Origin of the sequence: Pseudomonas sp. BIGb0278 (genome assembly GCF_024809895.1) — a bacterium.
In the GTDB taxonomy this organism is placed as follows: domain Bacteria; phylum Pseudomonadota; class Gammaproteobacteria; order Pseudomonadales; family Pseudomonadaceae; genus Aquipseudomonas; species Aquipseudomonas shirazensis.
The window spans coordinates 215,933-235,813 of the sequence record NZ_JANUEL010000005.1 but is presented as its reverse complement, the minus strand read 5'-3'; the positions used below and the strand labels follow the sequence as shown (position 1 = coordinate 235,813).

15 protein-coding genes and 1 pseudogene are annotated in these 19,881 nt (G+C 62.4%); 3 read left to right on the top strand and 13 right to left on the bottom strand.

The features are described 5' to 3' along the window. Positions 1-5 precede the first annotated feature (5 nt). Entirely contained in the window at positions 6-1,256 is a 1,251-nt protein-coding gene (locus tag M2396_RS18190; RefSeq protein ID WP_101322468.1) for a sarcosine oxidase subunit beta family protein, read from the bottom strand. Between the two features lie 15 nt (positions 1,257-1,271). Further along, positions 1,272-2,525, bottom strand: a complete 1,254-nt coding sequence (glyA, locus tag M2396_RS18185; RefSeq protein WP_188036804.1) for a serine hydroxymethyltransferase — start codon at positions 2,523-2,525, stop codon at positions 1,272-1,274. Between the two features lie 293 nt (positions 2,526-2,818). On the opposite strand from glyA, the gene M2396_RS18180 reads away from it, so the two are divergent. Beyond that, positions 2,819-3,868, top strand: coding sequence for a low specificity L-threonine aldolase (locus tag M2396_RS18180; RefSeq protein WP_220632686.1), 1,050 nt, complete (start codon positions 2,819-2,821; stop codon positions 3,866-3,868). 155 nt (positions 3,869-4,023) lie between these two features. On the opposite strand, the gene M2396_RS24405 is transcribed toward M2396_RS18180, so the two are convergent. The 4 genes and pseudogenes from M2396_RS24405 to M2396_RS18165 form a co-directional block, all read right to left on the bottom strand. Continuing rightward, the gene (locus tag M2396_RS24405) at positions 4,024-4,752 is read right to left on the bottom strand and encodes a methyl-accepting chemotaxis protein (protein WP_409035109.1); all 729 of its coding nucleotides are present in this window, start codon (positions 4,750-4,752) and stop codon (positions 4,024-4,026) included. A 135-nt stretch (positions 4,753-4,887) separates the two neighbouring features. Continuing rightward, positions 4,888-5,916 (bottom strand): annotated as a pseudogene (locus M2396_RS24400) (cache domain-containing protein); the annotation flags it as partial. Positions 5,917-6,120: 204 nt separating this feature from the next. Further along, positions 6,121-6,423: a cell division protein ZapA gene (locus M2396_RS18170; RefSeq protein WP_101322472.1), complete on the bottom strand. Its 303-nt coding sequence runs from the start codon at positions 6,421-6,423 to the stop codon at positions 6,121-6,123. Beyond that, positions 6,420-6,650 carry a hypothetical protein gene (locus M2396_RS18165; protein ID WP_259076829.1) on the bottom strand — a complete coding sequence of 77 codons (231 nt, stop codon included), beginning with the start codon at positions 6,648-6,650 and terminating at the stop codon, positions 6,420-6,422. Before M2396_RS18165 ends, M2396_RS18170 begins: the two co-directional genes overlap by 4 nt. Before the next feature lie 282 nt (positions 6,651-6,932). On the opposite strand from M2396_RS18165, the gene M2396_RS18160 reads away from it, so the two are divergent. Further along, positions 6,933-8,558: a methyl-accepting chemotaxis protein gene (locus M2396_RS18160; protein WP_101322474.1), complete on the top strand. Its 1,626-nt coding sequence runs from the start codon at positions 6,933-6,935 to the stop codon at positions 8,556-8,558. 40 nt (positions 8,559-8,598) lie between these two features. Here the strand turns inward: M2396_RS18160 and gbcB are convergent, their stop codons facing one another. Beyond that, positions 8,599-9,699, bottom strand: coding sequence for a glycine-betaine demethylase subunit GbcB (gbcB, locus tag M2396_RS18155; RefSeq protein ID WP_101322475.1), 1,101 nt, complete (start codon positions 9,697-9,699; stop codon positions 8,599-8,601). Between the two features lie 293 nt (positions 9,700-9,992). Between gbcB and gbcA the strand changes: the two genes are divergently transcribed. After that, positions 9,993-11,285, top strand: a complete 1,293-nt coding sequence (gbcA, locus tag M2396_RS18150) for a glycine-betaine demethylase subunit GbcA (protein WP_150572818.1) — start codon at positions 9,993-9,995, stop codon at positions 11,283-11,285. 687 nt (positions 11,286-11,972) lie between these two features. On the opposite strand, the gene M2396_RS18145 is transcribed toward gbcA, so the two are convergent. The 6 genes from M2396_RS18145 to M2396_RS18120 form a co-directional block, all read right to left on the bottom strand. Next, a complete protein-coding gene (locus M2396_RS18145) occupies positions 11,973-12,743 on the bottom strand; it encodes an electron transfer flavoprotein subunit beta (protein ID WP_259076824.1) in 771 nt (256 codons plus the stop codon). Positions 12,744-12,753: 10 nt separating this feature from the next. Then, on the bottom strand, positions 12,754-13,986 hold the full coding sequence (locus M2396_RS18140) for an electron transfer flavoprotein subunit alpha/FixB family protein (protein WP_259076822.1): 1,233 nt from the start codon (positions 13,984-13,986) through the stop codon (positions 12,754-12,756). Beyond that, entirely contained in the window at positions 13,986-15,938 is a 1,953-nt protein-coding gene (gene dgcB / locus M2396_RS18135; RefSeq protein ID WP_101322480.1) for a dimethylglycine demethylation protein DgcB, read from the bottom strand. Before dgcB ends, M2396_RS18140 begins: the two co-directional genes overlap by 1 nt. 202 nt (positions 15,939-16,140) lie before the next feature. Next, positions 16,141-18,201: a dimethylglycine demethylation protein DgcA gene (dgcA, locus tag M2396_RS18130; protein ID WP_101322481.1), complete on the bottom strand. Its 2,061-nt coding sequence runs from the start codon at positions 18,199-18,201 to the stop codon at positions 16,141-16,143. 21 nt (positions 18,202-18,222) lie between these two features. Next, the gene (locus tag M2396_RS18125; RefSeq protein ID WP_101322482.1) at positions 18,223-18,753 is read right to left on the bottom strand and encodes a DUF5943 domain-containing protein; all 531 of its coding nucleotides are present in this window, start codon (positions 18,751-18,753) and stop codon (positions 18,223-18,225) included. 75 nt (positions 18,754-18,828) lie between these two features. After that, positions 18,829-19,806 carry a dipeptidase gene (locus M2396_RS18120; protein WP_259076818.1) on the bottom strand — a complete coding sequence of 326 codons (978 nt, stop codon included), beginning with the start codon at positions 19,804-19,806 and terminating at the stop codon, positions 18,829-18,831. Between the last annotated feature and the right edge of the window lie 75 nt (positions 19,807-19,881).

Genomic DNA, 19,881 nt, shown 5'->3' with positions numbered 1-19,881 from the left:
TCCGATTAGTGGGCGACGGCCGCAGCGCCGTGTTCATCGATCAGCGCACCGTTGTAGAAGCGGTCGATGGAGAATGGCGCAGCCAGTGGGTGCATTTCGCCTTTGGCCAGGCTTGCGGCAAACACGTTGCCTGAGCCTGGGGTGGCCTTGAAGCCGCCGGTGCCCCAACCGCAGTTGAAGAACAGGTTCTTCACCGGGGTCTTGGAGATGATCGGGCAGGCGTCCGGGCAGGTGTCGACGATGCCGCCCCATTGGCGGTTCATGCGTACCCGCGAGAGGATCGGGAACATCTCGACGATCGCCTGCAGGGTGTGCTCGATCACCGGGTACGAACCGCGCTGGCCGTAGCCAACCCAGCTGTCGATACCGGCGCCGATGACCAGGTCGCCTTTGTCCGACTGGCTGATGTAGCCGTGTACCGCGTTGGACATGATCACGCTGTCGATGATTGGCTTGATCGGCTCGGAAACCAGCGCCTGCAGCGGGTGCGACTCGAGCGGCAGACGGAAGCCAGCCAGGCGCGCCATGTGCCCGGAGTTACCGGCAGTGACCACGCCGACGCGCTTGGCGCCGATGAAGCCCTTGTTGGTCTCGACACCGATCACCGCGCCGTTTTCCTTGCGGAAACCGGTCACTTCGGTCTGTTGAATCAGGTCGACGCCGAGGGCGTCGGCAGCGCGGGCAAAGCCCCACGCCACGGCATCGTGACGGGCCACACCACCACGGCGCTGAACGGTTGCACCGAGGATCGGGTAGCGGGTGTTCTTCGAGCAGTCCAGGTACGGGATCTCGGCCGCGACCTGGTCGGTATTGAGCAGCTCGCCGTCGACGCCGTTGAGGCGGTTGGCGCTGACTCGACGCTCCGAATCACGGATGTCCTGCAGGGTGTGGCAGAGGTTGTAGACGCCGCGCTGGGAGAACATCACGTTGTAGTTGATGTCCTGCGACAGGCCTTCCCACAGTTTCATGGCGTGCTCGTAGAGCTTGGCCGACTCGTCCCACAGGTAGTTGGAGCGCACGATGGTGGTGTTGCGCGCGGTGTTGCCGCCGCCCAGCCAGCCTTTTTCGACCACGGCAACGTTGGTGATGCCGTGCACCTTGGCCAGGTAGTAAGCCGTCGCCAGGCCATGCCCGCCGCCGCCTACAATCACCACGTCATAGACCTTTTTCGGGGTCGGCGTGCGCCACATGCGCTGCCAGTTTTCGTGGTGGCTGAGGGAGTGTTTGAAAAGGCCGAAGCCCGAATAGCGTTCCATTGTCTGTTACTCCACTCAGCGGTAAACCGGGAAGTCGGCGCACAGTGCGGCGACCTGCTTGGCAACGTCGGCTTCGACGTCGGCGTCGCCCAGGTTGTCGAGGACATCGCAGATCCAGCCGGCCAGTGCCACGCACTGAGCCACCTTGAAACCGCGGGTTGTGACCGCCGGGGTGCCGATGCGCAGGCCCGAGGTAACGAACGGCGACTGCGGGTCGTTGGGTACGGCGTTCTTGTTGACAGTGATGTGCGCGCGGCCCAGGGCTGCGTCAGCGTCCTTGCCGGTCAGGCCCTGACGGATCAGGCTGACCAGGAACAGGTGGTTGTCGGTACCGCCGGACACCACGTCATAACCGCGCTTGATGAACACTTCGGCCATGGCCTGGGCGTTGTCGATGACCTGCTGCTGGTACTGCTTGAAGCCAGGCTCCTGCGCTTCCTTGAAGCACACTGCCTTGCCGGCGATGACGTGCATCAGCGGGCCGCCCTGGGCGCCGGGGAATACCGCCGCGTTGAGCTTTTTCTCGATGTCCGGGTTGGCCTTGGCCAGGATCAGGCCGCCACGTGGACCGCGCAGGGTCTTGTGAGTAGTGGTGGTGACCACGTCGGCATACGGCAGCGGGTTCGGGTACAGGCCAGCGGCAACCAGGCCAGCAACGTGGGCCATGTCGACGAACAGCAGCGCACCCACCTTGTCGGCAATAGCGCGGAAGCGCGGGAAGTCGAGGGTCTTGGAGTACGCGGAGAAACCAGCAACGATCATCTTCGGCTGATGCTCGACCGCCAGGCGCTCGACTTCGTCGTAGTCGATCAGGCCGGTGTCGGTGTCGATGCCGTATTGCACCGCGTTGTACAGCTTGCCCGAGGACGAGACCTTGGCGCCGTGGGTCAGGTGGCCACCATGGGCCAGGCTCATGCCCAGAATGGTGTCACCGGCTTGCAGCAAGGCCAGGTATACAGCGCTGTTGGCCGACGAACCGGAGTGCGGCTGGACGTTGGCGTAATCGGCACCGAACAGCTGCTTGGCGCGCTCGATAGCCAGCGCCTCGACCTTGTCGACGTGTTCGCAGCCACCGTAGTAGCGCTTGCCCGGATAGCCTTCGGCGTATTTGTTGGTGAGGCCGCTGCCCTGGGCCTGCATCACGCGCTTGCTGGTGTAGTTTTCCGAAGCGATCAGCTCGATATGATCTTCCTGACGTTGTTCTTCGGCATTCATCGCCGCCAGCAGCGCGTCGTCGTAACCCTGGATCTGGTCTTGCTTGCTGAACATCATGTGTCTCCCGGCAGCGATCATTTTTTGTCAGTAGGGTTCAGTGCCCCTTTGTGCCGATGGTATGACTGCGGCGGGTGGGTCAGATGCCTGCGCACGCCTTGCAATGGCGCGTTTACGACATTCGCCGGTGGGCTGTCGCGCGCGGGCATGCTTGCCAAAATCAGCCATCGGCCTGCGCCCGCGTGCCTGAGCCGCCGGCGGGCCGGGCAATTGCGCCGTGCACGGTTGTATAGGCAACCGGGTAAATGATCGTTTAGAGTGCATCTCTGCGTCGTTCACAGGACCGTGTCATGACAGATAACAGCCAGCAATTCGCCAGCGACAACTATTCCGGCATCTGCCCCGAAGCCTGGGCGGCGATGGCCAAGGCCAATCAGGGCCACGAGCGCGCCTACGGCGATGATCAGTGGACCGAGCGTGCGGCGGCGTACTTTCGCAAGATCTTCGAAACCGACTGCGAAGTGTTCTTCGCCTTCAACGGCACCGCAGCCAACTCGTTGGCCCTGGCCTCCTTGTGCCAGAGCTACCACAGCGTGATCTGCTCGGAGACCGCCCACGTCGAGACCGACGAATGCGGCGCTCCGGAGTTTTTCTCGAACGGCTCCAAGCTGCTCACCGCGGCCAGCGTCAACGGCAAGCTGACGCCGGAGTCGATCCGCGAAGTGGCGCTCAAACGCCAGGACATCCACTATCCGAAACCACGCGTGGTGACCCTCACCCAGGCCACCGAAGTCGGCACCGTGTACCGCCCCGACGAGCTCAAGGCGATCAGCGCCACCTGCAAGGAGCTGGGCCTCAACCTGCATATGGATGGCGCGCGCTTCACCAATGCCTGCTCGTTCCTCGGCTGCTCGCCGGCCGAGCTGACCTGGAAGGCCGGCGTCGATGTGCTGTGCTTTGGCGGCACCAAGAACGGCATGGCCGTGGGCGAGGCGATCCTGTTCTTCAACCGCGAGCTGGCCGAAGACTTCGACTACCGCTGCAAGCAGGCCGGCCAGCTGGCATCGAAGATGCGCTTCCTCTCCGCGCCTTGGGTGGGGCTGCTGGAAGACGGCGCCTGGCTACGCCACGGCAACCACGCCAACCACTGCGCGCAGTTGCTGGCCTCGCTGGTCAGCGACCTGCCTCAGGTGAAGCTGATGTTCCCGGTGGAAGCCAACGGGGTGTTTCTGCAAATGCCGGAGCCGGCGCTCGAGGCGCTGCGCAACAAGGGCTGGCGCTTCTACACCTTCATTGGCAGCGGCGGCGCACGCTTCATGTGCTCGTGGGACACGGAACTCACGCGCGTGCGTGAGCTGGCGGCGGATATCCGCGCAGTTGTGGCGGCCACCCCTCTGTAGAGCCATCCCTGTAGGAGCGGCCTTATGTCGCGAAAGGGTCGCGCAGCGGCCCCAGATTCTCAGCTTCGCCGCCACTATCGCCGGGCCAGCTTCGCTGGCCTTTCGCGACACAATGCCGCTCCTACAGGCTCGCGGCAACCGCCGGCGACTGCCCTTTACAGCCTGAAACCACCCATCTGCCGCGCCAGGTCATCGGCCAAGCGGCGCAGTGCCTGGCATTCCTCGCGACAACCAAGCACCTCGGCGGCGGTCTGCCGGGCCAGGTCGGAAATCCCCTGCACGTTGCGATTGATCTCTTCAGTCACCGCTGACTGCTGCTCGGTCGCGGTGGCCACCTGCTGGTTCATGTCACTGATGCGCTCGACCTGATCGGTGATCGCCCCCAGCGAGGCGCCGGTGCGCTGGCTTGCTTCAACCCCGCTACCGGTGGCCAGCTGGCCTGCCTGCATTGACGTCACAGCCACGCCGGCGCCCTGCTTGAGGCGCTGAATCATCTGCTGCACCTGATCGGTAGACAGCTGCGTGCGCCGGGCCAGGGTGCGCACTTCATCGGCGACCACGGCAAAGCCGCGGCCCATTTCACCGGCGCGGGCCGCCTCGATGGCCGCATTGAGGGCGAGCAGGTTGGTCTGCTCGGAAACGCTGCGAATCACCGCCAGCACCTCATCGATCGAGGCCACTTCCTGCGCCAACTGGCCCACCGCCTCGGCGGCCCGGCTGATTTCACCGGACATGCCATGGATACCCTGTACCGACTGCTGCACCTGCTGGCGCGCCTGCACCGCTTCGTCACGCGCCGACTGCGAGGCGTACGCCGCATGTCCTGCGTTTTGCGCAACGTCCTGCACAGTCAGGCCCATCTGGTGCACGGCGGTGGCGACCATCTCGGTCATCTGTTGCTGACGTTCCGAGCGGTCGGCGGTGTTGCCGACTACCTGCGTCACCTGTTCGACCGAACGGTGCAGGCGCTCGGTAGTGCTCAGCACCTCGGCGATCAGCGCCCTCTGGCTGTCGAGAAAGCGGTTGAAGCCGCGAGCCAGGTCACCCAGTTCATCCTCGCGGGAATCATCCAGGCGATGGCTCAGGTCGCCGGCGCCGCCACCAATCTGCACCAGCGCCGTGGTCACCTGACGGATCGGGCGCACCAACCCGCGCGCCAGCAGCACCACCAGCAGCAATGAGAGCAAGGCTACTGCCCCACCAATCAAGCTGGTCAACCATACCGCCTGGCGCATCTGCGCGTAGATCTGCGCCTGTGGCACTTCGGCCACCAGCGTCCAGTTGAGATCACGCAGCGGCAGGCTCAGGGCCAGATACTGCTCGCCGTCACGTTCGAACTGGCTACGCTGCAAGCCTGCGCCCTGCCCCAGTAAACGCTTGGCGGCGTCGCCACCGACCTGTTCGGCGAGCGTGCGTTTGGCGCTGTATTGGTTGTCCGGGTGGACCTGGATGAGGCCGTCGTTGCGCACCAGCATGACCCTGCCCTGCTCGCCAAAGCTGAAGTCGTGGATCAGCTTGGACAACTCGGTCAGGCGCAAGCCCATGCCGGCGATGCCGACCAGCTGCCCGGCCTTTTCGATGCGATAGTCGATGAACAGCGCCACCTCGCCGGTGGCGCCATCCACGTCGATATTGATCAGCCGCTCGGCACCACTGTCGATGTAGCCATAGAACCACTGGTCCTTGGGGTTCTGCCGGCTAAGGGTGCGATCCAGGCCTTTCTCGTTGTAGTAGTGGCCGCTCGCAGTGGCGGCGAACAAGGCGGTAAACGCATGGTTGCGCTGCTTGGCAGCGTCCAGGTATTCGATGAAGCGCGCCGCCTCGGCGGGATTCTCACCGGCAGCGAGCCAGTCACGCAGCAGGGTATTGCCAGCAATATCGGCGGCCGCCACCAGCGGCTGGCTAAGCATGCGCTCGATATCGTTGCGAATGGCCTCGACGCTGGCCGGCAGAGCGGTGTCGAGCAAATAGCGCTCGGTCAGGCGATTGACCGCCACGGTATAGATCGCAACCACCACCAGGATGCTCACCAACAGGGCCGTGCCCATGCCTGCGATCAACTGCAACTGGATACTTCGCCGCCAGATACGCATACGTTTTCCTCCCCCAGGATTCTTGTTTTGGGAGATTGTATACACTTACGTATCCATTCAATCCAGCAATCATCGACAAATGCTGAACGCAAAACGGGGAACAGCCACGCGTCACCGCATGGCTGCCCCCCGCTCGAATTTTGCCTGTTGGCTGGTGCTTTACTGCTCGCCGATGGTGCGTGCGATGGCATCTACCGTGGCATCGATCTGCGCCTGGGTGCGGGCGAGCGTCACTTGATGCTCTTTTTGCAGTTCGATCTGCCGCGAGCACAGATTCAGCGCCGCCAGCACCAGCAGCTTGTCACCGATCAGGGTCGGGTACTGGCGCTTGGTTTCGTTGAGGGCGGTGTTGAGCATCCGCACAGCCTGCGAGAGGGTCTCTTCCTGGCCTTCAGGGGCCTTGATCGAATAGTCGATACCCAGAATCGACACGACATTGATCGGCTGCGCTTGCAGTTTCATGCGTTGACGACACCTGCGCTGGCGCGCTCAACCAGCGCCTGGATACGCGCAGCAGTGGCGCCGTGTTTCTCTTCCTGTTCCATCAGCGACAGCTGCAGGCTGTCGTTGTCTTCCTTGGCCTGGGCCAGTTCCTGGGCGATGGCAGCGTTCTGCTCGCTCAGCTGGGTGTTTTTCTGCATCAGGTCGTTGACCAGCTGCTCGAGTTGATTCAGGGAAGTTTCCAACATGGGGTATGTCTATCTCGGGTTGTTGCAGAGGGCGCACACGATAAAGAAAAGCACGCGCCCCCGCCATTAAATATCGGGTCAAAAGGCTTCAGCCAGGCCAGATTGACAGGGGATCGGCCACCTTGTTCCGGCCTGGGTCAACCGCCGGTCAGGATTTGTCGCGGCCAACTCGGGCTTTTGCTCATCGAACTCAAGACTGGCCGGTCATGACCGATAGCCATACAGGTCTTATCTCGACGCAAGGATTGCGCGCCACCTTACCTTGCCCGGATTGTCCAAATCATGTCCCTACGCAATATGAATATCGCCCCGCGCGCCTTGCTCGGGTTTGCCTTGATCGGCGCATTGATGCTTGGCCTTGGCGTATTTTCGCTGGTCCAGATGGGCAAGATTCGCCAGGCGGGTGTCGCCATCGAAAGCATCAACGTGCCGAGCATCAAAACCCTCGATGAACTGACCGCGTTGAGCCTGCGCTTGCGTACGCTGTCCTATCGTCTGCTGGTCAATCGTGACCCGGCCGCTCAGCAAGACACCCTGCGCCTGCTGGACGAGCGCAACGCGCAAATCGACAAGGCCCAGAGCCGTTACCAGACGTTTATCGTCGACGTCGAAGAACAAGCCGCGTTCGATCAGTACGGCCAGTTGCTGACCCAGTACCGCCAGCTGGAAACCCGCATGCGCAACCTGAGTCAGGCCAACCGCATCGAGGAACTGGCCGACCTGCTCAACCGCGACCTGCTGACCAACTCCGAGCAGATCAACAAGGTCATGAACACCCTGCTGGAAATGAACACCGAGCAGGCGCGCAACGCCAACGCCACCGCCGCCAATCAGTACAGCACGGCGTTCACCCTGGTGATCGGTCTGCTCATCGCCGCCACCGTGCTGACCCTGATCTGTGCATTGCTGTTGACCCGCAGCATCGTCAAGCCGATCGAAGAAGCCTTGCAGGCAGCTGAACAGGTCGCCGACGGCGACCTCACCCACACCATTCGCGCCGAAGGCAGCGACGAAGCAGCGCGCCTGCAGCGAGCCATGGCCCGCATGCAGGAAAAGCTGCGCGACACCCTGCACCTGATCGCCGGCTCCTCTACCCAGCTGGCCTCGGCGGCCGAAGAGCTCAACAGCGTGACCGACGAGAGCGCGCGCGGCCTGCAGCAGCAGAACGCCGAAATCGAACAGGCCGCCACTGCCGTTACCGAGATGACCAGCGCGGTCGAAGAAGTGGCGCGCAATGCCGTCAGCACCTCGGAGGCTTCGGCTGAAGCCAGCCGTTCGACCAGCGATGGCCGTGACCTGGTACTGGAAACCGTCAGCGCCATCGAGCGCATGAGCGGTGACGTGCAGGGTACTGCCAAGCTGATCACTCACCTGGCCGAACAGTCGCGTGATATCGGCAAGGTACTCGACGTGATTCGCGGCCTGGCCGACCAGACCAACCTGCTCGCCCTCAACGCCGCCATCGAGGCAGCGCGGGCCGGTGAGGCCGGGCGTGGTTTTGCCGTGGTGGCTGACGAAGTGCGTGCACTGGCGCATCGCACCCAGCAGTCGACCAGCGAGATCGAGCGCATGATCGGCACCATCCAGGGCGGCACCGGCCAGGCGGTCGAGTCGATGCGCACCAGCACCGAACGCGCCGAATCGACCCTGAACATCGCCCGCGGCGCAGGCCTGGCGCTGGACACCATCGCCACGGCCGTAGCACACATCAACGAGCGTAACCTGGTCATCGCCAGTGCGGCCGAAGAGCAGGCTCAGGTCGCCCGCGAAGTTGACCGTAATCTGGTCAACATCAACGACCTGTCGGTGCAAAGCGCCACCGGGGCACACCAGACCAGCGCGGCGAGTGCCGAGCTGTCGCGCCTGGCCGTCGACCTCAGCAGCCTGGTTGCACGCTTCCGCGTCTGACCCAGGCTGCAGCGCTCAAGAGCGCTCAAGCGGCCTCGGCTTAGTACTCGATACGAACGTCGCCGCGCGGCACGCTGCAGCAGGAGAGGATGTAGCCCTCGGCTTCATCCTCTTCGGTGATGCCGCCGTTGTGCTCCATGTCCACTTCGCCGCCCAGCTTGAGCACCTTGCAGGTGCCGCAGATGCCCATGCCGCAGGCTTTCGGGATCATCAGGCCGACCTTGGCCGCCGCCGCATGCACGGTCTCGCCCGGGGCCACGCGGATGCTCTTCTCGCTGCCGACGAACTCCACCAGGTTCAGATCGGACAGATCCACTTCCGGAGCATCGGCTGCCTGTTCGGCGTGCTCGACAGCGTCGGCCTTGGCCTCCGCCGGGGTCGCGCCAAACGACTCCTCGTGGTAGTTCTTCATGTCGAAGCCGACCGCCTCGAGCATACGCTTGACCGCGCTCATGTACGGCGTAGGCCCGCAGCAGAACACCACGCGCTCCATGTAATCCGGGGCGATCAGCTCCATCAGGCGCTGGTTCAGATACCCCCGATAACCTGCCCACGGCTCGCCCAGCCCGTGCTTCTCACAAATGATGTGCAGGCTGAAGTTGGGAATGCGCGAGGCCATCTGTTCCAGCTCGCGGTGGTAGATGATGTCCTTCGGTGAACGCGCGCTGTGGACGAACACCATGTCGACATTGGCGTTGGTGTCATAGAACCAGCGCGCCATCGACATCACCGGGGTGATACCGACGCCACCGCTAAGGTAGAGCACCTTCGGTGCCGGGAAATCGATTGCGTTGAACAAGCCGACCGGGCCGTGCACCGGCAGTTCGGCGCCTTCGTGCATGGTGTCGTGCAGGTAGTTGGAAACATGCCCACCCGGTACCCGCTTGACCGTGATCGAGAAGCTGTACGGCACCGACGGCGAACTGGAGATGGTGTACGAGCGCATCACCTGCTTGCCTTCGATTTCAAGCTCCAGGGTGACGAACTGGCCGGGCTTGAAGAAGAACATGATCGGCTGGTCGGCCATGAAGCAGAAGGTGCGCACATCCCAGGTTTCCTGGATGACCTTGACGCAGCGCACGATGTGGCGGCCGTTGGCCCAGGTCTGGGTGCTGACCGGGTTGAGGAATGTTTCGGACATGTTGTTCTCCAACGGCCGACTACCGGCCTTTTATGGCTCCGATAATGCTCAAGGCCGTGGCCCGGCACATTCCCATCAGCGACATCGGCGTGCTTATCGCGACCAGCCCCGCACGACAAGGGCTGGCGCGTCGGAATTCGATTCGGCCATGTCGCCCATGGATACGGCTCAAGGCGCCCTTGATCGCACACTCCACGGCAAATAGACCTGATGTTTTCTGCACCTGCCTTGCGGCACTAAAACAACGATTAGCCACCTTTCGCCGGCCTTTATCGGCCTTGAGGATTACAACGATGGACGTCACCGCAACCCTGAGCCTGGGCGATCCACTGGAAGCTGCACGCAAGGCCACCGCCGAGATGCTGCAGACCCGCGAGCGCACCTACTCGCTGCCCCAGCCGTTCTACACTGACGAGCGTCTGTTTCAGATCGACATGCAGGAAATTTTCCAGAAGGAATGGCTGATCGCGGGCATGACCTGCGAGATCCCGACCAAGGGCAACTTCCTCACCCTGCAAGTCGGCAAAAACCCGATCATTGTCATCCGCGGCGCCGAAGGCAAGGTGCATGCGTTCCACAACGTCTGCCGCCACCGCGGTTCGCGGCTGTGCACCAGCGAGAAGGGCAAGGTCGCCAAGCTGGTCTGCCATTACCACCAGTGGACCTACGAGCTGGACGGTCGCCTGCTGTTTGCCGGCACCGAAATGGGCGATGACTTCGACATGAAGGAGTACGGCCTCAAGCCGGTCAACGTCAAGGTCGCTGGTGGCTACATCTTCATCAGCCTGGCGCAGAACCCGCCGGCTATCGACGAGTTCCTGGCTACGCTCGACCACTACATGGAACCGTACGACATGGAGAACACCAAGGTGGCGGTGCAAACCACCTTGATGGAGAAAGCCAACTGGAAGCTGGTGCTGGAGAACAACCGCGAGTGCTACCACTGCTCCGGTTCGCACCCAGAGCTGCTCAAGACCCTGCTCGAGTGGGACGACACCAACGACCCGCGTGCCGATCAGTCGTTCAAGGACCACGTCGCCGCCTGCGCTACGGCCTGGGAAGCGGAGAAGATCCCTTACCTGCACAAGAGCCACGGCCTGCGTAACCGCATCGTGCGCATGCCGCTGCTCAAGGGCACCGTGTCGATGACCATGGACGGCAAGCAGGCGAGCAAGAAGCTCATGGGCCGCATCCAGAACCCAGACCTGGGCTCGATGCGCATCCTGCACCTGCCGCACTCTTGGAACCACTGCATGGGCGATCACATGATTGTCTTCACGGTGTGGCCGATCAGCGCTCAGGAGACCCTGGTAAGCACCAAGTGGCTGGTACACAAAGATGCTGTTGAAGGCGTTGATTACGACCCAGAGCAGATGCGCAAGGTGTGGGACGCCACCAACGACCAGGACCGCCGTCTGGCTGAAGAGAACCAGCGCGGGATCAACTCCACTGCTTATCAGCCTGGGCCGTACTCCAAGACTTACGAGTTTGGTGTGGTCAACTTCATCGACTGGTACAGCCAGCGCGTGCTGGAAAACCTCGGGGCGGAACCTGCGCCTTATCTGAAAGAAGTCGTTACGCAGTAATAGACCTGCCGAGCATGCCTATGGTGTGCCCGGCAAGTTGTCCACAGGTACCCGGCAGCATCTTCAGACCTCGCTCCACTCCCCTCCTGATCAATTATTGATCAATTCCATGCAGGCCTTTAGATACGTGGCTTGCAGCGGATGCCGAACATGTTGTCCACAGAAGCGCCAACAGACTTTGTGAACAACGCTCGCTACGCATGTGGATAAGCTATCGAGAGCCCTGAATCTCAGGCATCTGAGCATCTTGTGAAGAAGATTGATCGAATTTTGATCAATCCCATGTAAGCCACGGACTACGTGGCCTAGCGAGTTAGCCGAACAGTTTATCCACAGGCCGGCTAACAGCGATTGTGGGCAACTTCAAAGCTTGAACACGCAAAAAAGCCATGAAAATCCATGGCTTAGCCTGATCAATTATTGTACAGCTGGCTGTACGCCGCGAATTCAAAGGGCTGCAGGCATTAGCGAACACTTTATCCACAGCCTGGCTAACAGCAAATGTGCGTAACACCACTGCCCCCTGTAGGAGCGGCCTTGTGTCGCGAAAGGCCCGCAGAGCGGGCCCAATGATGTCAGCGGTGAAGTTGAAAATGTAGGTCCGCTTCGCAGCCCTTTCGCGACACAAGGCCGCTCCTACAGGGACCGCGCGCCACCGCCGTAGCCGCATGAGTCGGGAGGCCGCTACTAGCGCAGCACTCCTTCCTCTACCAGCAGCTTGAGGATGGCCTCGGCGCCTTCCTGGGGGCAAACATCCTTCAGCACCTTGCCGCCACCACCGCTGGCCTTGGCTGTTGCAGCCTTCATCCGATCCGCGCCGCTCTTGGCCTTGATCACCTTGAGCCGCTTGGGCCTTGGTCGGGCCGGTTGCAGCTCGGCATCCGCCAGCAGCTCATCTTCGACAATCGCCACATCACGCGCTGCCAGCACGCCACGCCGCGCAGGTCCGAACGCGCTTTGGCGTGGCTTGGGCGCTGCGTTATCCACAGTGGCCAGCAACGGCAAGCGCACTTTCAACCGGCGCCGCTGACCACGCGGCAGCGCCTGCAATACCTGGGCGGTGCCATTCTCGATCGACTCGACCTCGGCCAGCCCGACAATCAATGGCCAACCCAGCTTCTCGGCGAGCAAGAACGGCAACATGCCCGAACCCTCGCCGGTCTCGGCCTGGCTGCCGGTCAACACCAGCTGGGCGCCAGCATCACGTAGATAGTCGCCAAGCACCTCGAGCACATCAGCCCCTTCCGGTTGCTCAAGTACATCCAGATGATCCAGGCCCATGCCCAGATAAGCACGCAGCGCCTCCTGGCGGTGATCGCCAGCATGCACCACCTGCAAGTTATCCCCAGCCAGCTGCAATCCCAGCTCGACCGCACGGGCATCCTGCTCGGCCCGGCGACTACGGCCAGAGCCGGGATGAGCACCAATGGAAACCAGGCTAATGACCTTTGTACTCATGTTGGAACCCTTATGCCGCGTCGCGCTGGCCGCCGCTGCGGTAGTTATCCACAGCTTCGATCAGAGCCTGAAGAATCGCCGCGCTGTCGCCAATCACTGACAGGTCGGCCCGTTTGATCATGTCGCAGCCAGGGTCCATGTTCACCGCCACCACCTTGTCACAGGCACCAATGCCCTGCAGGTGCTGGATCGCGCCTGAGATGCCGACCGCGACGTACACCCGTGCGGTAACCCAGGTACCGGTGGCACCCACCTGGCGCGTACGCGGCATGAAGCCGTCGTCGACCGCCACCCGCGAGGCACCTTCGGTGGCGCCCAATGCAGCGGTGGCACGGTGGAATAGCTCCCAGTCCTTGACGCCGTTACCGCCAGAGACGATGAATTCCGACTCGGCCATGGCAATGGCGGCCGGGTCGACCGCCACCGAGCCAAGGTCCTCGATGCGCGACAAGCTACGCGCAACGCTTGTGGACAACTCGACCGGCAGCGCCTCATGGCGGGTTTCACTGACCGGCTCGGCGCACTCGGCAGCGGCCAGAATCAGCCGTGCCATGCCCCGTTGCAGGTCTTGTTGGCCCGCGCCAGCACGGCCGATGCACTGGCCATCCTTGATCTGCCAGACCCGCGTCGCCGGGCGTTCACCCAGTGATGCAGCAAAGCGCCGGCCAAGCTCACCGCCACCGGTGCGGCTGTCGGGCAGCAGCCAGTGCTGCGGGGCAAACTGGTTATCCACAGCGCGCAGGCCCTGCACCAGTTGCTCCGGTGCATAACCATGGAATGCCTCGCCTTCGATCACCAGCAGGCGATCGACACCGGCGGCGCCGAAATTGCCTTCCTTGTGCTCGCCAAAAACAATCGCCAGCACCGCGCCATCCTTGCCGGCCAGGCTGTGGGCCAGGCCGAGCAAGTCGCGGTCGTGAGGGCCAAGGCGGCCGCCGACCATGTCCGGGACCACGGCGATGTAGAACGCAGGATCTGCCACCTGATGTAGCGGCAACTGCACTTCAGCTGCAGCCGTACGCCGGCCTCCGGTAGCGGTGCCTTGCTGGGCACCGCTGCGGTCCAGGCGTTTGAGGCCGCTGGCCGCAATGAAGCCTGCGGCAATTGCGTGGGGGTTCTTGCGGATGATGCCATTGGGCCCCATCCAGCTGGTTTGCTGGGTCTGCATCGCTGCGTGCAGCGGATGCAGACGGTTACGGGCGATCCACTCGGCGCGTGGGTCGCGGCGGATGATGTCGCTCATCAATGCACCTCCGCAGGTTCACGTTTGGCTGCTGCAGCTTTCGCAGTAGCTGGAGCATCGGCTTCGATCAGCACATCGGCGACCAACTCGGCGAGGTCCTTGATCAGTGGCCGTGGTTCGACCACGCCTTCAAGCATCGCGGTGCACTGTGGGCAACCCACGGCGACCACTTCGGCCTCGGTTTCGCGGATGTCGTCCATGCGCATATCGGGGATCCGTTGCTTGCCCGGGATGTCGGTGATCGGCGCACCGCCACCGCCGCCGCAGCAGCGTGAACGGAAGCCCGAGCGCTGCATCTCGCGTACTTCGATGCCCAGCGCCTTGAGCACTTCGCGCGGCGCCTCGTACTCGCCGTTGTAGCGGCCCAGGTAGCACGGGTCGTGATAGGTCACGCTGGAACCTTTGTGCTGGCCGAGGTTGAGCTTGTTGGCGGCGATCAGCTCGGCGATATAAGTGCTGTGGTGCAGCACCTGATAGTCACCACCGAGCGCGCCGTATTCATTCTTCAGCACATGGAAGCTGTGCGGGTCGCAGGTGACGATGCGCTTGAAGCGGTACTGCGCCAGGGTCTGGATATTGCGTTTGGCCAGTTGCTGGAAGGTAGCTTCATCGCCCAGGCGACGGGCGACGTCGCCGCTGTCGCGTTCTTCCAGGCCGAGCACGGCAAAGTCCACGCCTGCCGCCTTCAGCACTTTGACGAAGGCACGCAGGGTGCGCTGGTTGCGCATGTCGAAGGCGCCATCACCGACCCAGAACAGCACCTCGGTGGTTTTCACCTCGCTGAGCAGCTGCAGGTTGAGGTCGGCGGCCCAGTTCATTCGCCCACCCGGGTTGAAGCCGCCCGGGTTGTCGGTGGCGATCAGGTTGTCGAGCACCTCGGCGCCCTTGTTCGGCGTGGCGCCGCGTTCCAAAGTCAGGTGACGGCGCATGTCGACGATGGCATCGACGTGCTCGATCATCATCGGGCATTCCTCGACGCAGGCACGGCAGGTGGTGCAGGACCACAGCGTGTCGGCATCGACCAGGCCATTGACGATCGGCTGATGCGGATGGCCGCCATGCTCGCCCAGCGGCTTGCCCGGATACGGGCTGCCGGCGAACTTGGCGTCGGTGCCACCGGCCAGGCCGATGACCATGTCCTGGATCAGCTTCTTCGGGTTCAGTGGCTGACCAGCGGCGAACGCCGGGCACATCGCCTCACACTTGCCGCACTGCACGCAGGCGTCAAAACCGAGCAGTTGGTTCCAGGTGAAATCGGCAGGCTTTTCTACACCGAGCAGCGCGTTCGGGTCTTCCAGATCGATTGGCTTGAGCCCGGTCGAGCGGCCACCGCCAAAGCGTTCGGCGCGGCGGTGCCAGGCCAGGTGCAGGGCACCGGCGAAGGCGTGCTTCATCGGCCCGCCCCAGGTCATGCCGAAGAACAGCTCGGACACGCCCCACAACACACCAAGGCCCAGCACCGCGACCATCACCCAGCCGCCAGTATTGGCGGGCAGGATGCCGGCCACCGGCAGCGTCGCAATGAAGAAGCTCGCCGCGAATACCAACAGGCTTTTCGGCAGGCGCATCCACGGCCCTTTGGACAGCCGCGCAGGCGGATTGAGGCGCCGCTTGAAGACGAACAGTGCGCCGGTGAACATGATCACGGTGGCGACCAGCAGGGCGTAGCCAAGGATCTTGTTCTGCAGGCCAAAGCCATGCACCAGAATCGCCAGCGCTGCCGACAACACAAAGCCGCCTGCAGTGGCGACGTGGGTGTTGGACATGTACTTGTCGCGCTCGACCACATGGTGCAGATCCACCAGGTAGCGCCGCGGCATGGCCAGCAGGCCGCCGAGCAGGTTGACCTTGGACGGCCGGCCACGGCGCCACATGCGCACCCGGCGCAACGCGCCGAGCACTGCCAGGCCAAGGGCCGCGAACAGCAGAATGGGTAAAAGGGTGTTCAACATGGGAGGCTCCCACAACAGCTGAAATCGTGCGCCGCGCTCAAGCAAGCGCGGCGCGGACCCCTGTAGGAGCGGCCTTGCGTCGCGAAAGGGCTGCAACGCAGCCCCAGGATCTATGTAGCGTCACAAGATCGCCGGGGCCGCTTCGCGACCCTTTCGCGACACAAGGCCGCTCCTACAGGAGGGCCAGTTCATGTGCGATCGATCAGAAGTCCTTGCACAGGCGCAAGGCGTCGTAGATCGCCGCGTGCACGTTGCGCTGGGCCACGCAGTCACCAATGCGATAGAGCAAGTAGCCTTCGCCCGGCTGGCTGAGGATCGGCTGTGGCTTGATGGCAAACAGCGCCTCCACATCGATCTGGCCCTTGTTGCGCGACCCCTCTTTGAGCCCGTAGTACAGCTCTTCGTCAGGACGCACACCGTTCTCGATCACCACCTGGTCAACCACCCGCTCTTCCTTGGCGCCGGTGTATTCGTTTTCCAGCACCGCGATCAGCTTGTCGCCTTCGCGGTAGACCTTTTCCAGCATCAGGTCGCCGGTCATGATCACTTCTTTCGGGTACATGCTGCGGTAGTAGGTCGGGAAGGTGGTGCCGCCCATGGCCACGCCTGGCTTGATGTCATCGGTGACGATCTCGACCTGGCTGCCTTTGTCGGCAATGAAGTCCGCGGTCGACATACCGGTGAATTCGCAGATGGTGTCGTACACCAGCACGTTCTTGCCCGGCGCAACCTTGCCATCGAGCACGTCCCAACTGCTGACCACCAGGCCTTCGGCAGCGCCCCAATGCTCGTTCTGCTCGACGAACGGATGGCCGCCGACCGCCAGCACGATCACGTCCGGGCGCAGGTCCTGGATGGTCGCGATGTCGGCCGCAGTGCCCAGGCGCAGGTCGATCTTCAAGCGGGCGAATTCGAGCTGATACCAGCGGGTGATACCGGCAATCTGGTCGCGTTGCGGAGCCTTGGCAGCAATGGTGATCTGCCCGCCCATCTGCTCTTTCTTCTCGAACACGGTGACGTCGTGGCCACGCTCGGCGGCAACCCGCGCCGCTTCCATGCCGGCAGGGCCGGCACCGACCACCACCACCTTGCGTTTGACGCCGGTAGTCTTCTCGATGATGTGCGGCACGCCCATGTATTCACGGGAGGTCGCGGCGTTCTGGATGCACAGCACATCCAACCCTTGATACTGGCGGTCGATGCAGTAGTTGGCACCGACGCATTGTTTGATCTGATCGATCTGGCCCATCTTGATCTTGGCGATCAGGTGCGGGTCAGCCATGTGCGCCCGAGTCATGCCGACCATGTCGACATAGCCGCCCTCGAGGATGCGCTGCGCCTGGTTCGGGTCCTTGATGTTCTGCGCGTGCAGTACCGGGACCTTGACCACTTCCTTGATACCGGCTGCCAGGTGCAGGAACGGCTCGGGCGGGAAGCTCATGTTGGGGATAACGTTGGCCAGGGTGTTGTGGGTATCGCAGCCCGAACCGATCACACCGAAGAAATCCAGCATGCCGGTCGCATCGTAATACGCGGCGATCTGCTTCATGTCTTCGTGGCTGAGGCCATCGGGGTGGAACTCGTCACCACAGATGCGCATGCCCACGCAGAAATCGTCACCAACCTCGGCGCGCACGGCTTTGAGCACTTCCATGCCGAACTTCATCCGGCCTTCGAAGCTGCCGCCCCATTCGTCGGTACGCTTGTTGACCCGCGGGCTCCAGAACTGGTCGATCATGTGCTGGTGCACCGCCGACAGTTCGACGCCATCCAGGCCACCTTCCTTGGCCCGGCGCGCGGCTTGTGCATAGTTGCCGATCACCCGCCAGATCTCTTCCGGCTCGATGGTCTTGCAGGTCGCACGGTGCACTGGCTCACGCACACCCGACGGCGACATCAGGGTTGGCCAGTTGAAACCGTCCCAGCGTGAGCGACGGCCCATGTGGGTAATCTGAATCATGATCTTGGCGCCGTGCTTGTGCATGGCGTCGGCAAGGTTCTGGAAGTGCGGGATGATCCGGTCGGTCGACAGGTTGACCGAAGCCCACCATTCCTGCGGGCTGTCGATGGCAACCACCGACGAGCCACCACAGATGGCCAGGCCGATACCGCCCTTGGCCTTCTCTTCGTAGTATTTGACGTAACGGTCGGTGGTCATGCCGCCGTCGGTGGCATACACCTCGGCGTGAGCAGTACTCAGCACGCGGTTACGGATGGTCAGTTTGCCGATCTGGATCGGCTGGAACATTGCTTCGAAGGCCATGACGCTATCTCCGGCTCAGGCTTACAACGGCTTTGTAACGAACAGGCCATCTTCGTGGCCCTCTTCCGACCCGCCGTAGACCTGCTCTGCCACGGTGCGCAGCGAGCTGCCACGGGCGGCGAGAATCTGGTCCATGGCGCCGGCAAACCAGCCGGTGAACATGTAGTCGACCTTGCGGCCAACCTTGCCGTACACATAGACGAACGCCGAGTGCTTGAGCCTGACGCTGCAGGTGCCCTTGTCGAGGTCGATGGCTTCGATTTCAAACAGGCCCCAGCCGCGCTGGGACAGGCGCTTCATGTAGTGTTCGAACACCGCCACGCCTTCCAGGCCATGGCATTCGGCTTCTTTTTCACACCAGTGCCAGGCCGACTTGTAGCCGGCCTTGTAGAGGATCTCGGCATAGGCGTCGGCGCCCAGTACTTCTTCGATACCCATGTGATTGTTGACGAAGAAATGGCGTGGCACATACAGCATCGGCAGCGCGTCGGAAGTCCAGACACCGGTCTCGCTGTCGACTTCGATTGGCAATTGCGGGGCGATCTTGGCCATGGAAACTTAACTCCAGAAATTTTTGAGAGATGGCCCAGACTGTTTTGGCCTGGGCAGAGCGGTTTGGAGTGCGGCTTACTCGCCCCACACATCCTTGAGCACGTTGACCCAGTTCTCGCCCATGATCTTGCGCACCACGCGTTCGCTGTGGCCGCGCTTGAGCAGGGTTTCGGTGAGGTTGGGGAACTCGCCTACAGTGCGGATGCCAAGCGGGTTGATGATCTTGCCGAAGCTGGTCAGACGGCGGGCGTAGCCCTTGTCGTGGGTCAGGTATTCGAAGAACTCCTGGCCGTGACCCTGGGTAAAGTCGGTGCCGATGCCGATGGAATCTTCACCGACGATGTTCATGGTGTATTCGATCGCCTCGGCGTAATCGTCGATGGTCGAATCGATGCCCTTGGCCAGGAACGGCGCAAACATGGTCACGCCAACGAAGCCGCCGTGGTCGGCGATGAACTTGAGTTCGGCATCGGACTTGTTGCGCGGGTGTTCTTTCAGGCCCGACGGCAGGCAGTGCGAGTAGCACACCGGTTTTTTCGATTCGAGGATGACTTCTTCGGAGGTTTTCGAGCCGACATGGGACAGGTCGCACATGATCCCGACGCGGTTCATCTCGGCGACGATTTCGCGACCGAAACCAGACAGGCCGCCATCACGCTCGTAGCAACCGGTGCCGACCAGGTTCTGGGTGTTGTAGCACATCTGCACGATGCCGACGCCGAGCTGCTTGAACACATCGACGTAGGCGATCTGGTCCTCGAAGGCGTGGGCGTTCTGGAAGCCGAAGAGGATGCCGGTCTTGCCCAGCTCCTTGGCCTTGCGGATGTCGGCGGTGGTGCGTACCGGCATCACCAGGTCGCTGTTGTCGCGGATCAGCTTCTGGCTGGCGGCGATCTGGTCGACGGTGGCCTTGAACCCTTCCCACACCGACACTGTGCAGTTGGCTGCGGTCAGGCCGCCTTTACGCATGTCCTCGAACAGCTCGCGGTTCCACTTGGCGATGATCAGGCCATCGATGACGATGCTGTCGGCGTGTAATTCGGCTGGGCTCATCAGGCTGTCCCCTTTTTGATATAGGTTGCGCCGAATCAGGTGTCGGCGTTTAGGGCCAGCATATGCCTGCGCGAA

What these genes read in the sequence shown, in the direction of transcription:
- M2396_RS18190 (WP_101322468.1), bottom strand. Translation starts at nt 1,256, where the DNA reads ATGGAACGCTATTCGGGCTTCGGCCTTTTCAAACACTCCCTCAGCCAC.
- glyA (WP_188036804.1), bottom strand. Translation starts at nt 2,525, where the DNA reads ATGTTCAGCAAGCAAGACCAGATCCAGGGTTACGACGACGCGCTGCTG.
- M2396_RS18180 (WP_220632686.1), top strand. Translation starts at nt 2,819, where the DNA reads ATGACAGATAACAGCCAGCAATTCGCCAGCGACAACTATTCCGGCATC.
- M2396_RS24405 (WP_409035109.1), bottom strand. Translation starts at nt 4,752, where the DNA reads ATGGTCGCCACCGCCGTGCACCAGATGGGCCTGACTGTGCAGGACGTT.
- M2396_RS18170 (WP_101322472.1), bottom strand. Translation starts at nt 6,423, where the DNA reads ATGAAACTGCAAGCGCAGCCGATCAATGTCGTGTCGATTCTGGGTATC.
- M2396_RS18165 (WP_259076829.1), bottom strand. Translation starts at nt 6,650, where the DNA reads ATGTTGGAAACTTCCCTGAATCAACTCGAGCAGCTGGTCAACGACCTG.
- M2396_RS18160 (WP_101322474.1), top strand. Translation starts at nt 6,933, where the DNA reads ATGTCCCTACGCAATATGAATATCGCCCCGCGCGCCTTGCTCGGGTTT.
- gbcB (WP_101322475.1), bottom strand. Translation starts at nt 9,699, where the DNA reads ATGTCCGAAACATTCCTCAACCCGGTCAGCACCCAGACCTGGGCCAAC.
- gbcA (WP_150572818.1), top strand. Translation starts at nt 9,993, where the DNA reads ATGGACGTCACCGCAACCCTGAGCCTGGGCGATCCACTGGAAGCTGCA.
- M2396_RS18145 (WP_259076824.1), bottom strand. Translation starts at nt 12,743, where the DNA reads ATGAGTACAAAGGTCATTAGCCTGGTTTCCATTGGTGCTCATCCCGGC.
- M2396_RS18140 (WP_259076822.1), bottom strand. Translation starts at nt 13,986, where the DNA reads ATGAGCGACATCATCCGCCGCGACCCACGCGCCGAGTGGATCGCCCGT.
- dgcB (WP_101322480.1), bottom strand. Translation starts at nt 15,938, where the DNA reads ATGTTGAACACCCTTTTACCCATTCTGCTGTTCGCGGCCCTTGGCCTG.
- dgcA (WP_101322481.1), bottom strand. Translation starts at nt 18,201, where the DNA reads ATGGCCTTCGAAGCAATGTTCCAGCCGATCCAGATCGGCAAACTGACC.
- M2396_RS18125 (WP_101322482.1), bottom strand. Translation starts at nt 18,753, where the DNA reads ATGGCCAAGATCGCCCCGCAATTGCCAATCGAAGTCGACAGCGAGACC.
- M2396_RS18120 (WP_259076818.1), bottom strand. Translation starts at nt 19,806, where the DNA reads ATGAGCCCAGCCGAATTACACGCCGACAGCATCGTCATCGATGGCCTG.